This is a genomic window from Polynucleobacter necessarius, assembly GCF_900095215.1.
Lineage (GTDB): Bacteria > Pseudomonadota > Gammaproteobacteria > Burkholderiales > Burkholderiaceae > Polynucleobacter > Polynucleobacter necessarius_H.
The window spans coordinates 1505475-1520210 of record NZ_LT606949.1; the positions used below are offsets into that span (position 1 = coordinate 1505475).

Annotated in this window: 15 protein-coding genes, 1 tRNA gene and 1 pseudogene; 14 read left to right on the forward strand and 3 right to left on the reverse strand. The window is 47.7% G+C overall.

Features of this window, described 5'->3' with window-relative positions; all coding sequences use genetic code 11:
* Positions 1–4 precede the first annotated feature (4 nt).
* The gene (locus DXE35_RS08090; RefSeq protein ID WP_114690170.1) at positions 5–1987 is read right to left on the reverse strand and encodes a monovalent cation:proton antiporter family protein; all 1983 of its coding nucleotides are present in this window, start codon (positions 1985–1987) and stop codon (positions 5–7) included.
* Positions 1988–2000: 13 nt separating this feature from the next.
* Between DXE35_RS08090 and DXE35_RS08095 the strand changes: the two genes are divergently transcribed.
* The 9 genes from DXE35_RS08095 (at position 2001) to rapZ (ending at position 8467) form a co-directional block, all read left to right on the forward strand.
* Positions 2001–2993, forward strand: a complete 993-nt coding sequence (locus DXE35_RS08095; protein WP_114690171.1) for a KpsF/GutQ family sugar-phosphate isomerase — start codon at positions 2001–2003, stop codon at positions 2991–2993.
* Positions 2994–3016: 23 nt separating this feature from the next.
* The gene (locus DXE35_RS08100) at positions 3017–3589 is read left to right on the forward strand and encodes a KdsC family phosphatase (RefSeq protein ID WP_114690172.1); all 573 of its coding nucleotides are present in this window, start codon (positions 3017–3019) and stop codon (positions 3587–3589) included.
* A gap of 3 nt (positions 3590–3592) precedes the next feature.
* Entirely contained in the window at positions 3593–4234 is a 642-nt protein-coding gene (gene lptC / locus DXE35_RS08105; protein ID WP_114690173.1) for an LPS export ABC transporter periplasmic protein LptC, read from the forward strand.
* A 2-nt stretch (positions 4235–4236) separates the two neighbouring features.
* Positions 4237–4815 (forward strand): LptA/OstA family protein, encoded by a 579-nt coding sequence (locus tag DXE35_RS08110; RefSeq protein WP_114690174.1) that lies wholly within the window; start codon positions 4237–4239, stop codon positions 4813–4815.
* Positions 4812–5579: an LPS export ABC transporter ATP-binding protein gene (lptB, locus tag DXE35_RS08115; RefSeq protein WP_114690175.1), complete on the forward strand. Its 768-nt coding sequence runs from the start codon at positions 4812–4814 to the stop codon at positions 5577–5579. Before DXE35_RS08110 ends, lptB begins: the two co-directional genes overlap by 4 nt.
* 192 nt (positions 5580–5771) lie before the next feature.
* Complete coding sequence (gene hpf, locus DXE35_RS08120) at positions 5772–6095, forward strand: ribosome hibernation-promoting factor, HPF/YfiA family (protein ID WP_114690176.1); 324 nt, start codon at positions 5772–5774, stop codon at positions 6093–6095.
* 33 nt (positions 6096–6128) lie between these two features.
* The gene (locus DXE35_RS08125) at positions 6129–6590 is read left to right on the forward strand and encodes a PTS sugar transporter subunit IIA (protein ID WP_114690177.1); all 462 of its coding nucleotides are present in this window, start codon (positions 6129–6131) and stop codon (positions 6588–6590) included.
* A gap of 8 nt (positions 6591–6598) precedes the next feature.
* Complete coding sequence (gene hprK, locus DXE35_RS08130; RefSeq protein ID WP_174220947.1) at positions 6599–7573, forward strand: HPr(Ser) kinase/phosphatase; 975 nt, start codon at positions 6599–6601, stop codon at positions 7571–7573.
* Between the two features lie 3 nt (positions 7574–7576).
* A complete protein-coding gene (rapZ, locus tag DXE35_RS08135) occupies positions 7577–8467 on the forward strand; it encodes an RNase adapter RapZ (RefSeq protein WP_114690179.1) in 891 nt (296 codons plus the stop codon).
* Here rapZ and mutY read toward each other — a convergent pair.
* Both mutY and mutM read right to left on the reverse strand, forming a co-directional pair.
* On the reverse strand, positions 8412–9557 hold the full coding sequence (mutY, locus tag DXE35_RS08140; protein WP_114690180.1) for an A/G-specific adenine glycosylase: 1146 nt from the start codon (positions 9555–9557) through the stop codon (positions 8412–8414). The genes rapZ and mutY overlap by 56 nt on opposite strands.
* A pseudogene (gene mutM / locus DXE35_RS08145) lies at positions 9542–10376 on the reverse strand (bifunctional DNA-formamidopyrimidine glycosylase/DNA-(apurinic or apyrimidinic site) lyase). The gene mutY and the pseudogene mutM overlap by 16 nt, the downstream one beginning before the upstream one ends.
* A gap of 35 nt (positions 10377–10411) precedes the next feature.
* Between mutM and DXE35_RS08150 the strand changes: the two are divergent.
* The 5 genes from DXE35_RS08150 to DXE35_RS08170 all read left to right on the forward strand — a co-directional run bounded on the left by DXE35_RS08150 (position 10412) and on the right by DXE35_RS08170 (position 14675).
* The gene (locus DXE35_RS08150; protein ID WP_114690181.1) at positions 10412–11917 is read left to right on the forward strand and encodes a lipoprotein insertase outer membrane protein LolB; all 1506 of its coding nucleotides are present in this window, start codon (positions 10412–10414) and stop codon (positions 11915–11917) included.
* Positions 11905–12795, forward strand: a complete 891-nt coding sequence (gene ispE / locus DXE35_RS08155; protein WP_415070313.1) for a 4-(cytidine 5'-diphospho)-2-C-methyl-D-erythritol kinase — start codon at positions 11905–11907, stop codon at positions 12793–12795. The genes DXE35_RS08150 and ispE overlap by 13 nt, the downstream gene beginning before the upstream one ends.
* A 5-nt stretch (positions 12796–12800) precedes the next feature.
* Positions 12801–12877 (forward strand) — tRNA-Gln (locus DXE35_RS08160).
* Between the two features lie 54 nt (positions 12878–12931).
* Entirely contained in the window at positions 12932–13897 is a 966-nt protein-coding gene (locus DXE35_RS08165) for a ribose-phosphate pyrophosphokinase (RefSeq protein ID WP_114690183.1), read from the forward strand.
* 136 nt (positions 13898–14033) lie between these two features.
* A complete protein-coding gene (locus DXE35_RS08170) occupies positions 14034–14675 on the forward strand; it encodes a 50S ribosomal protein L25/general stress protein Ctc (RefSeq protein WP_114690184.1) in 642 nt (213 codons plus the stop codon).
* The last annotated feature ends 61 nt before the right edge of the window (positions 14676–14736 follow it).

Genomic DNA, 14736 nt, shown 5'->3' on the forward strand with positions numbered 1-14736 from the left:
GATCTCAGATTAATTTGGCTTCAGCCAAATCGGTTGCCTCTGAATTACCTGAGATCACCAAGATGTCATTGGATTCCAGTCGCAAATCCAGAGTTGGCTCTAGCTTCACATAATCCGCATTACGACCTTTGCGACGCACCGCTTGAACATTAACGCCCTCTTTATCAAGGTCCAGCTCGCTCAAGGTTTTGCCGATTGCCTGTGAATGTGGCAACAAAGTAATCGCGTGTAAACGCCAGGACTCATTTGAGCCAAAGTCATCATCTGCAGCACCGCGGAAGTAGCCCCTTAACAAGCTATAGCGCTCCTCACGGGCGGTTGTGATCCGCCGCACCACCTTACGCATCGGCACACCCATAATGAGCAACACGTGTGAGGCAATCATCAGACTGCCCTCAATGAGTTCAGGCACGACTTCAGTAGCGCCAGCAGCTTGAAGCTTAGCGATATCTGCATCATCCCTAGTGCGGACCAAGACAGTCATCCCTGGGCGCAAGTGCTCCACCTGACGAAGTACTCGCATACTTGCTGCAGTATCTGCGTAAGTGATCACCACCGCTTTCGCTCTGGATAAACCAGCAGCCACCAAATAGTTTTCACAACTGGCATCGCCATAAACTACATTGTCACCAGCAGCGGCAGCTGCTTTAACCCGGTCAGGATCTAAATCTAATGCGATGTAGGGAATTTTTTCTTGATCTAGCATGCGCGCTAAACTTTGACCCGAGCGACCAAAACCACAAATGACAACGTGGTTTGCATTGCGAACACTCTTCGCGGCAACGCGAGTAAGTGCGAGCGATTGCAGTAACCATTCATTACTGGAGAAGCGCATCGCGATGCGATCGCTGTATTCAATGAGAAATGGCGCGCAGAACATGGAGATCAACATTGCGGCTAATACCGCTTGACTCAAAGTAGGGTCAACCAAATCCAGACCATCAATTTGATTCAGCAATACGAAACCGAATTCACCCGCCTGAGTCAAGCACAAGCCCGTTCTAATGGAGATCCCCGGGCTTGAGCCAAAGACCCTGGATAACAAGGCGATTAGGCTGAACTTAAAGGCCAGGGGGCCGACCAACAAGAGCAGAACCAGCACCCATTGGTCGCGAATGACATTGAAGTCGAGCAGCATACCAATCGTAATAAAGAACAGGCCAAGTAGAACATCGCGGAACGGTTTGACATCCTCTTCCACCTGATGACGATAAGGCGTTTCAGAGATCAACATGCCAGCCAAGAATGCGCCAAGCGCCAAGGACAATCCGAAGTGCTCAGTTAGACCCGCCATACCTAGAATGATCAACAAGAGGTTGAGCATGAATAGCTCTTGTGAGCGCAGTTTGGCAACCAACCTAAACCAATGACTCATCAAGCTTTGGCCAATAAAGAAAATCAATACCAAAGCAACAGTGATTTTGATCGATGCCGCGGTAAGCGCTACAAATAAGTCTGAAGGATTTTTTCCGAGCGAGGGCAGCAAGATCAATAAAAAGACCACTGCCAAATCTTGGAACAACAAAATACCCACGACATTGCGGCCATGCTCAGTTTCTAATTCAGCGCGATCCGAAATTAACTTCGTCACAATTGCGGTTGATGACATTGCCAGCGCTCCACCCAAGGCAATTGCGGCATGCCAAGAAAGGGGGTAAATCCAATTCATCACCAAGCTTGCCGGGATAGCCAACAACATGGTCAGAATGACTTGGCTACCGCCAAGACCAAATACGATCAATCGCATGGCCCGCAATTTATTCAGGTTAAATTCCAGGCCAATTGAGAACATCAAGAAAACGACGCCAAATTCAGCCAAATACTTGACTGTGGCTGAATCATTTGCCAGACCAAAGGCATGTGGGCCAATTAGGACACCAATAGCCAAATAGCCCAAAATAGGGGGCAAACCAAAATAGCGGAAAATAACCACTCCGGCCACACCCGAGGCCAGGAGAATGAGGGTTAATTGAAGGACTGACGGCATATATACTTACTCGATGATAGCTAAGAATCGTGAACGTACTCTAACGCTTGCGCGCGACACCCTCACTATTGAGGCTGCTGCACTGCAAACAATACGTGATCGCCTGGAAGGGGTCAATGCGGACGCCCTTATATTGGCGGTAGAACTGTTACATGGCTGCAAAGGCAGAATAGTCGTATCAGGCATCGGCAAGTCGGGTCATATTGCCCGGAAAATTGCCGCTACCTTCGCCTCTACCGGCTCCCCCGCCTTTTTTGTTCATCCCGCCGAAGCCAGTCATGGTGATTTAGGTATGGTCACTAGAGATGATGTATTTGTGGCGCTCTCTAACTCGGGCGAAACAGACGAGCTTCTCACTATTGTCCCCATAGTGAAGCGCACTGGCGCAAAACTGATTGCCCTTACTGGCGCACCGAATTCTTCTCTTGCCAAGCTCGCGGATGCTCATCTCGATACCAGCGTTGAAAAAGAAGCATGCCCTTTAAATCTGGCGCCCACCACCAGCACAACCGCAGCCCTTGCAATGGGTGACGCATTGGCAGTCGCCTTGTTAGACGCCCGAGGTTTTGAGGCTGCAGACTTTATTCGATCTCATCCTGGTGGCAGACTAGGACGCAAACAACTCATGAATGTGAGTGAAGTGATGCGCAGCCTTGCTGATACGCCGAAGATTTCCATCAATGCCTCGCTGCAAGATGCTCTATTGGAGATGACTGCAAAACGGATGGGTATGGTTGTTATCTTGGATGACAAAGAAAAAGTATTTGGCATATTGACTGATGGTGATTTACGTCGTCTTTTAGAAAAGACAACCAATCTTGGCGACATCAAACTCGCAAGCGCCACTACTGCTGACCCACGTACGATTCTAGCAGAGTTACTCGCTGAAGAAGCGATTGAAATGATGGAAAAACATCGCATCAATCATCTCGTCGTTACTGACGATAAAGGTCATTTGCTGGGCGCTTTAAATCTGCATGATTTATTCGCAGCCAAAGTGATTTAATTTTTTAGCAATCGAACTTTCTCATGCCTAGCACCTTTAATACTCATAACACCAACCCCCTAGCCCAATACCCACAAGCTTGGGATCGCGCTAGCAAAGTAAAAATCTTGGTTTTAGATGTGGATGGCGTGCTAACAAACGGGCAAGTCTGGATTAGCGCCGATGGTAAAGAAGCCTTAAAAGCCTTTGATATTCAAGATGGATTAGGCATCAAATTACTAGAGCAGTGCGGCATTCCAACCGCCATCATCACCGGCAGAAATTCCAAGATGGTTTTGGCTCGCTGCGAAGAGCTAGGCATTAAACACGTTCACATGGGCGTTGAGAAAAAGGCGATCGCATTGGAAGAGGTTATTAAATCTTTAGGCCTGACTTCAGCAGATTGCGCTGTGATGGGAGATGATTGGCCAGACCTGCAAATGATGAAACACGCCGGTCTGAGAATTTGTCCAGCACAAGGTCACGAGGCGGTTAAAGAGTTTTCGCATTTAGTAACAACCCAAAGTGGCGGCAATAGCGCCGTACGCGAAGCATGTGATTTCATTCTCAAAGCACAAGGTCGTTATGAAGCACTCCTCACTAAGGCGCGCAGCTAAGTAATGCAACTCAACCCTCAGCAAATCAAACTTGGTATTGCTCGCACACTCTTGCGCCTATTGCCATTAATTTTGATGGGGGCGCTCACGCTAGCAACTTATTGGTTGGTACAAAAAAATACCCCTCTTGAAAAATCCCCTTTAGATCGCGTATGTCTCCACGAGCCAGATTACACCATTAAGGACGGAGCACTCTCCGCTTTAAATGAATTAGGCAACACCAAATATCGCATTCTGGGTGTGAAGGTAACTCACTACGATGACGACGCTTCTATCGACATCCTGACGCCTCGCATGCGCCTGTTTCAGACTGAAAAGGCGCCGGTAACCGTTAAGTCCGATACTGGGCATCTTGATGGGGATCTCACTATTTTGGATTTAAATGACAACGCTACGATCTTTCGCCCAGCTCAGGATGCGACTGCATCACAGCCGGCCACCCTAAGGATGTTGGCTAGCTCGAGCTATTTCAGAGTATTGATCAACGATGACATTATTGAAACTGATAGACCAATTACCCTTGAGCAGGGGATGTCGATCATGCGCTCCACAGATGGCGGAGTCTTTAACAATGTCGAACAAAGCATGGTGCTCAGTGGTCAAGTCAAAGGGCGCATAGAACGCGCCCCACGGAGCAATCCATAAATATGTTTGCATTCAATTTATTGCTACCTCGTGTTGTTGTCACCCTTTTTCTCTCTCTTGTTTTGGGTACTTTTATTGCCATTCCTGCTTATGCCGAAAAAGCAGATCAAGATAAGCCCGTCATACTCGAAGCGGAAAAAGTGTCTGCAAATGACGTCAAGCAAGTCTATGACCTCAATGGTCAAATCTTACTCATTAAGGGCAGCATCATCGTTACCGGCGAGGATGGCCATATTGCAGTAGACCCTCAAGGTTACGAGTTTGTCGATGTCGTAGGCACCCCCGAACAAGTGGCGAGCTTTAGACAGCGCCGCGAAGGAGTGGCAGACGAGTTTATGCAAGGACGAGGCGCGCAGGTGACTTATGATGCAAAGACTGAGTTCTTAACCCTCACAGGCGATGCCAGTTTGAAGCGCTTGCTCAACATGCAAATGCTCGACCAACTCAATGGCTGGAGAATTGAGTACGATGATGTTAAGCAATCCTATCGGGTCGTACCCCCAAAAGATGCGAAGCCAGAAGACCCACCCTTAGCAAGAGCCATTCTTTTACCAAGACGAAAAGCAACACTAGAGAAATGACAACGGATTTAACTAAAGCCAATCATGCGCCCACACTCAGCGCCCATAACCTTCAAAAACGTTATGGCTCTAGAACTGTGGTTCGAGATGTATCCGTACAGATGAGATGTGGAGAAGTGGTTGGCTTGCTTGGCCCAAATGGCGCCGGCAAAACAACCTCCTTCTATATGATTGTTGGACTTGTTCCATTGGATGGCGGCAACATTGTTTTAGATGGGACTGATATTACCCATTTGCCTATTCATGAAAGAGCCCGCATGGGCCTCTCTTACTTGCCTCAAGAAGCTTCCGTATTTAGAAAGCTCAATGTAGCTGAAAATATCCAAGCCGTTCTTGAGCTACAAGTTCAAGGCGGCAAACCCATCAGCAAGGCTGAGATTGCCAATCGGCTAGATGAACTCTTAGGCGATCTCCAAATTAGTCATCTTCGCAATAATCCAGCCCTGTCTCTATCTGGCGGAGAGCGTAGACGCGTGGAGATTGCGAGAGCATTGGCTTCCCAGCCAAAATTTATCTTGTTAGACGAACCCTTTGCCGGCGTTGACCCTATTGCTGTTGGGGAAATTCAACGAATTGTGCGCTTCCTGAGAGACCGCCAAATTGGGGTGCTCATCACCGACCATAATGTCCGCGAAACCCTAGGCATCTGCGATCACGCTTACATCATCAGTGAAGGTAGCGTATTGGCCGAAGGGAAGCCAGACCAGATTATTCAGAACGATGCCGTTAGAAGAGTCTATCTGGGCGAAAACTTCCGGATGTAAGCCAAGCAAGGCTTCTTACTTTTTAAATAATAAATTTTGCTTTTCCCTCTTGGTTTTCAGCAAATTCGCTGATACGCTGGAGGCACATGGTTTATTTTCCAAAAAAAACAGCTCAAAAATTACAGGGGCTTGCTGCGCACCCCGGGCATCAGTATGCGCACGCATCTATAGCATCTATCAAAGGAATCGCTAATGAATTTGAAAATTAATAGCCGTCATGTGGAAGTGACCCCTGCCATGCGCTCTCATCTTGAGGCGGGACTAGCCAAAATTCGTAAGCACTTTGATCATGTGATTGATGTGTCCGCCTTCTTGGTGGTGGATAAAGCCAAAGAAAAAGATTTACGCCAAAGTGCTGAGATCACTATTCACCTTAAGGGGAAGGACTTGTTCGCTGAGGCGCACAATGCCGACCTCTATCACGCAATGGACGCAGTGGTTGATAAGCTGGAACGTCAGGTTGTCAAACACAAAGAAAAAATCCAGTATCACCATCATGAAAAGCATTTTGAGTGATTCCGTTCGTCAGGACACCTATAATCAATTTACATGGATGCCCTGACCAATCTTTTTACTCCCGACTGCATTGCATTAGACATTCCCGCCAAAAGCAGGTCTGATGCATTTGCAGCCGCCGGAGACTTATTCGCCAAACAAACCGGCATCGAGACAAATTCCGTGGTGGAGTTCCTGAATGCTCGTGAAGACCTAGGCTCTACCGCACTAGGCGCCGGCGTAGCGATTCCCCATGGCCGAGTTAAAGGCCTAAAGCAGCCGAGTGCGGCCTTTATGCGCTTACAAGACCCGATCGAATTTGCCGCACCTGATGACGAACCGGTATCGATTCTGATTTTCTTATTAGTTCCTGAGAAAGCTACTCAGCAACATTTAGACATCTTATCTTCGATTGCTCAGATACTATCGGATGCAGATGCTCGCCAGAACTTGCTGTCATCCGCGGACCCTGCAAAAGTTTGCGAGCTTCTGCAACACTGGGGTACAGCAAAGTGACTCAGCCCTTGCTCCTAGACGGAGTAACTGCTCATCAGATTTTTGATGACAACGTTTCAGATTTAAAACTTTCCTGGATTGGCGGCCTAGAGGGTGTCGATCGCACCTTTCCGCCAGAGGCCGTAAAAGCGGCAGCTGCCAGCTCAGACTTGGTGGGTCACTTAAACCTCATTCACCCAAGCCGCATTCAAATCTTTGGTGAGCAAGAGGTTGATTACCACGCCGCCTTAGAGCCAAAACAAAGGCAAGATCAAATTGCCAGCTTGATCTCCAAAACGCCACCCTGCGTCATTGTCGCTGACGGCAAAAGCGCAGACCCCGACTTGCAATTGTTCTGTCAGCGTTCTTCAACACCTTTATTCACCACTGCAATTTCCGCCGCAGAGGTAATTGATCACTTACGCACCTACCTAACCAAAATTGGCGCCCCGCAAATTACGATGCATGGCGTCTTTATGGACATCCTAGGGCTAGGAGTCCTCCTCACCGGTGCATCGGGGCTTGGAAAAAGCGAATTAGGTCTTGAATTGATTTCTCGTGGGCACGGTTTAGTAGCGGATGATGCGGTTGACTTTGCACGTTTAGGTCCCGATTACATTGAGGGCCGTTGCCCAGTCATCTTACGTAACTTGCTTGAAGTGCGTGGCCTAGGATTGCTAGACATTCGCACGATCTTTGGCGAAACCGCCGTTCGTCGCAAATTAAAACTTCGCCTCATTGTTCAACTCGTCCGCAGAAACGATGGTGAGTTCGAACGCCTGCCTCTGGAAGCCCAACATATCGATGTCTTAGGCATTCCGATTCGCACCGTCAAGATTCAAGTGGCAGCTGGTCGTAACTTAGCGGTACTTGTTGAAGCAGCGGTACGCAATACGATTTTGCAGCTTCGGGGAATTGATACCCTGAAGGAATTCATTGAACGTCAGCGCGTTCAGATGAATGCGGAAGCAGATGCAGTCAAGTCACAAGGTCGCTTACTTTAAGCCATGCAGATTAATCTGATTACCGGAATCTCAGGCTCAGGTAAATCGGTATCCCTGAGGGCTTTTGAAGATGCGGGATATGACTGTGTCGACAATCTTCCGGTTTCGCTTCTAGAAAACCTCATCTCCACTCTTGAAAAAGCGCAGTGTGAACAAGTGGCGGTTGCGATAGATGCTCGACGTTGGCAATCTATTGCAGACCTGCCATCAATTCTTGAGAGCTTACGTAAAAATCATCAGGTTCGAGTAGTTTTCTTAAATGCCGATACCAATACTCTGATACAGCGCTTTTCAGAAACCCGTCGTCGTCACCCTTTATCTTCCAGCGCTAAGCAATCTCAATCAGCAACCCTCATCGAGGCGATTGAAAAAGAGCGCAGCCTATTAGAACCCTTGCGCGCCCAGGCCCATAGCATTGACACCAGCAACATATCTGCTCATGCGCTGCGCTACTGGATTCAAGATCTTCTCAAAGACAAGCCCGCGGGCCTTACTGTTGTCTTTGAATCGTTTGGCTTTAAAAAAGGCGTACCTAGTGAGGCGGATTTGGTTTTTGATGTACGCTGCCTTCCAAACCCCCACTATGACAAAGTATTGCGTCCGCTGACCGGCAACGACAAGCCGGTCAAAGAGTTCTTGGAAAAAATTCCAGAAGTCGTGAATATGGAAGCCGATATCACGCAATTTATTCATCGCTGGCTTCCGCACTATATAGCGGATGGCCGTAGTTACTTAACAGTGGCTATTGGTTGCACCGGAGGTCAACATCGCTCGGTCTATCTCGTAAATAGACTCGGCGAATACTTTCGCAATCAAAAAGACTTTAGCAACTTACCACTTAACTTTTTAGATCGTCATCGCGAACTAGACTCAATTCCTGCAGCAAAAGTTTAATCGGCTGCGGGAGGCCATAACGTCCCAGCTGACTTAAGGCCACCCACTTCAAATCTGAATTTAAAAAGGTTAATTCTTTTGGGGTGTTTGTCTGCCAAATGCGCATCCATAAACGCCGATGAGTAAATACATGCTTTACTTCATTCACCCTGATTACCGATTTACAAGCCTTAGTTAATGCCGCAATCTTCTCTTCGGGCAAAGTTGCCTTAAAAAGCTCCTGCGGAGTTAAACAAGCCTCTGTAGTGCCAGCCGCCCTGGACACCCAAGGTGATTCAGGCAAAGACCAGAGCCCACCCCAGATGGCTTTGCTGGGACGTTTCTGCAAAAGCACCGAATTACCCCAACGTATTAACAACATATCGCAATTGAATTCGGGAGATTTTGTCTTCTTTGTTTTTTGTGGAAGCAAAAGCACTTGATCGCTTAAATTGGCCCGACAATCTTTTGTGAATGGGCATTTCTTTTCAGAACCTAAACAAACTGGTTTACGCGATATACACCAGGTTGCTCCAAAATCCATCAACGCTTGCGTATACACCGGCATATCAGTAGGTTTGATCGGCAGCAAATCCGTTGCCAAGCTCCACAGTTGATCGTTCACTGCTTTTTCTTGAATAGCCCCATCGATGGCAAATAAACGCGCCAGAATGCGTTTGACATTGGCATCCAAAATTGGCGCTCTTTCATGAAAAGCAAAAGCAGCAATCGCGCCAGCAGTAGAACGCCCAATCCCTTTTAATTGCTCCAGCAAAACGGGATCACCTGGAAACTCCCCGTCAAACTCCGCCATCACTTGCTTGGCACAGGCATGCAGATTTCTCGCACGAGAGTAGTAGCCCAAACCCGCCCACTCCGCTAATACCTCATCAATATCAGCAGCAGCTAATTTTTTGACAGTTGGAAAGCGCTTTATAAAACGCGGGTAGCGCTCTAGGACTGTGGCCACCTGAGTTTGTTGTAACATGATCTCAGAAACCCAGACAGCGTAAGGATCACGATTGCCCAGCCAAGGCAAGCCCGAGCGCCCGCTGATTGCATGCCAAGCAATTAACTTGGGTGCGAATGTTTTAATCAGCGTTTTTGACATTGAGGACAAAAGTAGGTAGAGCGCTGGCCCTGCACTATCTGGCTAATGGGTGTTTTACATGCCTTACATGGCAAGCCTTTGCGGTCATAGACCTTAGTTTGAACCATGAAGTGTCCCGGATCGCCATCACTATTTACAAAATCTTTTAATGAACTGCCACCAGCATCAATCGCTTTTTTAGTATCGATCTAACCGCTTTCGCGAGACGGGAACATTGCGGTCGAGTTAGCTTACCAGCCGCCTTCGCGGGATGAATGCCCGCCTCAAACAAACCCTCTGAACAGTAAATATTGCCAACACCAACAACAACCTGACCAGCTAATAGAAAGTGCTTTACGGCAACACTACGCTTGCGGGATGTTTGATACAAGACCTTCGCGCCTAGTTCACCAGAAAACTCTGGAGAAAAAGGTTCTACCCCTAGTTTTTGCAATAGAGTAAATTTTTCAATGGGTCCTTTTAATTTGGGATGCCACAAAACAGCGCCAAATTTTCGAGGATCATGCAAACGCAAACTCAACTTGCCAAACTCGAGCGTTACTCGATCATGCGTCTTGAGAGAATCTGAACTTGGGAGCACCCGTAGAGTTCCCGTCATACCCAAATGAATGAGCAAATAGTCTGTATCCATTTCCAATAGAAGATACTTCCCACGCCTCTCTATGGAGCTTACTTTTTGCCCAGGTAAGTTTTTAGTTAGGTTGGTGGGCACGGGCCAACGCAAGCGCCCATCAATAATTTTGACGGCGCTAACTTTACGCCCCTCAAGGTGGGGGCGATTCCAAGTCTGGTGACCCCTACCTCTGGAAGTTCTGGCATAAAGAGATTGTAGATTCGCGGATTAGAATGTGCTTATGAGCAAATTCACACTGAAACCTCTATTGCAAGGTTTATTCCTGGCGGCCTTGACTGGTGGAGTCGCTGCACTCGCCCATGCCCAGCCTCAACCAAATGGATTGCAAACAGGTGAAGCGGTATTTGAGGTGCTTGCCTCGGAAATTGCCCTGCAGAGAGGAGAAGCCGGTTTGGCGTACAACACTTATCTCGAGATGGCACGCCAATACAAAGATCCGAGACTGGCGCAAAGAGCGATGGAAATAGCCATCGCAGGCGGCTCTCCGGATTTAGCAATGCAAGCGGCCAAGACTTGGGACGAGCTATCCACAGCCTCAGATACAAAACCCAAAGAAGTTTTAGTCACTCTCCTGGTCCTCAGCAACCGCTGGTCTGATGCCATCAAGCCGGCCATCGCTTTACTTCACCAACAAACGCCTGCCCAACAAGAAAATACATTGCTGCAGTTACAGGCACTGCTCGCTAAAGCCAAAGATGAAGCCGAAGCATTGCGCGCCTTTTATGAAATCGCATCCACCGTCAAAATCGCGCCCAAAGACTCTGGATTGCTTTACACCTACGCCATGTCTGCTGAAAAAGTGGGTCGTATTGATGTCATGGAAAAAACCTTGCGCGATATCTTGCGCAAAAACCCCAATGATGTGAATTCTTTAAATGCGCTGGGCTACTCCTTGACTGATCGCAACGTAAAGCTTTCCGAAGCGTTCACACTCATCAGCAAAGCACATCAGCTTTCTCCAAAAGATAGCTTCATTCTGGATAGCTTTGGTTGGGTGAACTTCCGTCTTGGAAAAAATGTGCTTGCGTTAGAGAAACTGCAGCAAGCCTTTGCCATGAAACCAGAAGCGGATATTGCGGCGCATACCGGTGAAGTGCTATGGGTCATGAATCGACACGCTGAGGCGGAAGCGATGTGGCGGCAGGGACAAAAATTGGATGCAAATAATCCAACCCTCAAAGAAACATTAAAGCGCTTTAAGCCCGATTGGAATAGGGGTGATCAAGCCGCCAAAGGCTCATGGGACGGACGCTTCGCCGTAAAGGTGATTGGCTTAACAGAGTCTCAAAACCAAGGTGACTCCGGTGGCTTTACCCTTACGCAAGAATCATTAAAAGATGTATTAGAAATACGTAACCATATGGGTTGCTCGATTGCAAAAATTACTATTACGCCAGGTGAAGCTACATTAGAAAGCGACGGCAAGATAGTGACCGAGGTTGATGCCGATACCTTAGTACAAAACACTTTGGGACTACCACTACCCGCGCGAGGCTTATCCAATTGGTTAAGAGGCGAAGTTCGCGCCGGCAGCGAAGCAAGTGTTGATAGAAATGCGAAGGGCCAGGTGAGCAAAATTAGTCAGGATGGTTGGGACTTAATCTACACATGGAGCAATACCAACCAACTAGAAAAACTCACCATGACACGCAGCTCAAACATTGGTTCGATTGATATTCGACTGGTATTTGATCGTCCGAATGATTCAGAGAAATACAAACTGTGAGCAGTGATTTTTTAACGCTCCGTTCGCCAGCTAAGCTCAATCTTTTTTTACATATCCTCGGGCGAAGAGATGATGGCTATCATCTTCTTCAATCCGTTTTTCAGCTGATTGATTGGTGTGACACACTCCACTTAAAACGCATTTCTGAAAATGAAGTACGCAGAATCAATCCCATTGCTGGCGTTCCACTTGAACAAGACCTCGTTGTTCGCGCGGCAAAATTATTAAAAGATTTTTGCAATTTTGAAGGCGGCGTTGAAATCAACCTGCAAAAAGAAATTCCGATTGGCGCGGGTATGGGGGGCGGCTCCTCGGATGCGGCAAGCACCTTAATTGGACTAAATGCCATTTGGAATCTGAATTTATCTACAGAAACACTTTGCGAACTAGGATTAAAACTGGGAGCAGACGTCCCCTTCTTCATTTTTGGGAAAAATGCCTTTGTTGAAGGCATTGGGGAGAAAATCCAAGAAATTGCCCTCGAAACCCCCCACTTTTTAGTCATATTCCCCAACCAAGGAATCGCTACCGCTAGCATTTTTCAAGACCCAGAATTGACCCGAGATCACGCTCAGATTAAGATTACAATTGATGGCTTTCTTGCATCGCCATTGTTGTATCAATCGAATGATTGTGAGGCTGTAGCGATGCGGATTTGCCCAGCAGTGAAGCAAGCTTTGGATTGGATTACCAAGGCAGTACCGGGCTCACATCCCCGAATGTCTGGTTCTGGAAGTAGCGTTTTTGCAGTCTTAGATCCTAAGACGGACATCGCAAAACTAGAAAATCTTCTACAAAATCTTCCTGAAGGGTGGGTAGGTCGGGTTGTTCTGGGGCTAAATAAAAATCCCGCTTACAATTTGATTTCTTCAGATTGACCTATAGGGGAATCGCCAAGCTGGTTAAGGCACTGGATTTTGATTCCAGCATACGAAGGTTCGAATCCTTCTTCCCCTGCCAAATACTGTAGAACCGACACAGATAACCTTTTGACCCTACAAAACCCCTAAAACTATGTCCTCCATAAACGCAGATTTATTGACTCTTTTCACAGGCAACGCAAATCCCGTTTTGGCCGAGGCTGTAGCCAAAGAGCTCAATCTCCCCATGGGAAAAGCCTTTGTTGGCCGTTTTTCTGACGGTGAGATCCAAGTCGAAATTCAAGAAAACGTCCGCGGCAAAAATGTCGTGGTTATCCAATCAACCTGCGCGCCTACAAACGACAGCTTGATAGAACTCATGATCATGATTGATGCCCTAAAACGAGCATCTGCAAGCCGTATAACCGCAGTGATTCCTTACTTCGGATATGCTCGTCAGGACCGTCGTCCACGTTCTGCACGCGTTGCGATCTCCGCACGCATTGTGGCCAATATGCTGCAATCCGTCGCCGGTATCGAGCGTGTTTTGACCATGGATCTCCATGCTGACCAAATTCAGGGCTTCTTTGATATCCCTGTGGATAACATCTATGCCTCTCCAGTTTTATTGGCCGACCTGCAGGCGCAGAAGACTCAAAAAGACCTGATCATCGTGTCCCCAGACATTGGTGGCGTTGTACGCGCCCGTGCCATGGCTAAACAATTAGGCACTGATTTGGCGATTATTGATAAACGTCGCCCTAAAGCAAACGTATCTGAAGTGATGCATCTAATTGGCGAAGTAGAAGGTCGTCACTGCGTCATCATGGATGACATCATCGATACCGGCGGAACCCTCTGTAAGGCCGCTGAAGCGCTGAAAGAGAGGGGTGCCAAGGGCGTTACCGCCTACTGTACTCACGCAGTCCTCTCAGGCGGTGCTGTGGCTCGTATTGCCGCATCAGAATTAGATGAATTGGTTGTCACTGACACCATCCCCCTGACCCCAGAGGCGATGAAAGTATCCAAGATTCGCCAATTGAGCGTTGCCCCGATCCTCGCTGAAACCCTTTCACGCATTAGCAAAGGTGATTCAGTCATGTCGATGTTTGCCGAATAAGCCAAAAAACGCTGTTTTACCCCGGTTTTTGGCAGTTTTAAGCCTTTTGTAGGCAAAAATGTCCTTTCCAACGATATAATAAAAGGATTTTCTGTTTGGTCGCGAACGGAAATTAATCTCAACTAGGGAATTTAATATGAAAGTTGTAGCCTTTGAAAGAAGCGTACAGGGAACGGGTGCGAGCCGCCGTCTGCGCAATTCCGGAAAAACTCCGGGAATCGTTTACGGTAGTAAAGATCCAGCCTTGGTCATCGAGTTCGACCACAACGCGTTGTTCCATGCTCTCCGTAAAGAAGCATTTCACTCATCCATTTTGGATTTGGAAATTGGTGGCAAGACACAGAAAGTGTTGTTACGCGATTACCAGATGCATCCATTTAAGCCCTTGGTTTTGCACGTTGACTTCCAGCGCGTATCCGCGACTGAAAAAGTTCATATGCGCGTTCCATTGCACTTCACAAACGCTGACACTTCAGCAGCTGTGAAATTGCAAGGCGCAGTAATTAGCCACATCATGACTGAGCTCGAAGTTTCTTGCTTACCAGCAGACTTGCCAGAGTTCATCGAAGTGGACTTAGCGAAGATTGAAGTGGGTCACGGTATTCATGCTAAAGACATCGCATTGCCAAAATGCGTTACCTTGGTATTACATGTTGAGCAAGAAAACCCAGTGATTGCAAACGCACGTATCCCAGCAGTTAAAGCTGCTGAGCCTACAGATGCGCCTGCTGCACCAGAAGCAGCTCCTGCAGCTGAAGCGCCAAACGATAAAGCTTAATTTATTAGCTCAATCGCTTGGATTAGAAGGCCTGCGCAAGCGGGCCTTTTTATTGCCCCAA

Coding starts and splice junctions, on each gene's coding strand:
- rapZ (WP_114690179.1), top strand. CDS start 7,577: ATGCAGATTAATCTGATTACCGGAATCTCAGGCTCAGGTAAATCGGTA.
- DXE35_RS08100 (WP_114690172.1), top strand. CDS start 3,017: ATGCCTAGCACCTTTAATACTCATAACACCAACCCCCTAGCCCAATAC.
- DXE35_RS08150 (WP_114690181.1), top strand. CDS start 10,412: ATGAGCAAATTCACACTGAAACCTCTATTGCAAGGTTTATTCCTGGCG.
- DXE35_RS08110 (WP_114690174.1), top strand. CDS start 4,237: ATGTTTGCATTCAATTTATTGCTACCTCGTGTTGTTGTCACCCTTTTT.
- DXE35_RS08095 (WP_114690171.1), top strand. CDS start 2,001: ATGATAGCTAAGAATCGTGAACGTACTCTAACGCTTGCGCGCGACACC.
- mutY (WP_114690180.1), bottom strand. CDS start 9,557: ATGTCAAAAACGCTGATTAAAACATTCGCACCCAAGTTAATTGCTTGG.
- lptC (WP_114690173.1), top strand. CDS start 3,593: ATGCAACTCAACCCTCAGCAAATCAAACTTGGTATTGCTCGCACACTC.
- DXE35_RS08090 (WP_114690170.1), bottom strand. CDS start 1,987: ATGCCGTCAGTCCTTCAATTAACCCTCATTCTCCTGGCCTCGGGTGTG.
- DXE35_RS08165 (WP_114690183.1), top strand. CDS start 12,932: ATGTCCTCCATAAACGCAGATTTATTGACTCTTTTCACAGGCAACGCA.
- lptB (WP_114690175.1), top strand. CDS start 4,812: ATGACAACGGATTTAACTAAAGCCAATCATGCGCCCACACTCAGCGCC.
- DXE35_RS08170 (WP_114690184.1), top strand. CDS start 14,034: ATGAAAGTTGTAGCCTTTGAAAGAAGCGTACAGGGAACGGGTGCGAGC.
- hpf (WP_114690176.1), top strand. CDS start 5,772: ATGAATTTGAAAATTAATAGCCGTCATGTGGAAGTGACCCCTGCCATG.
- DXE35_RS08125 (WP_114690177.1), top strand. CDS start 6,129: ATGGATGCCCTGACCAATCTTTTTACTCCCGACTGCATTGCATTAGAC.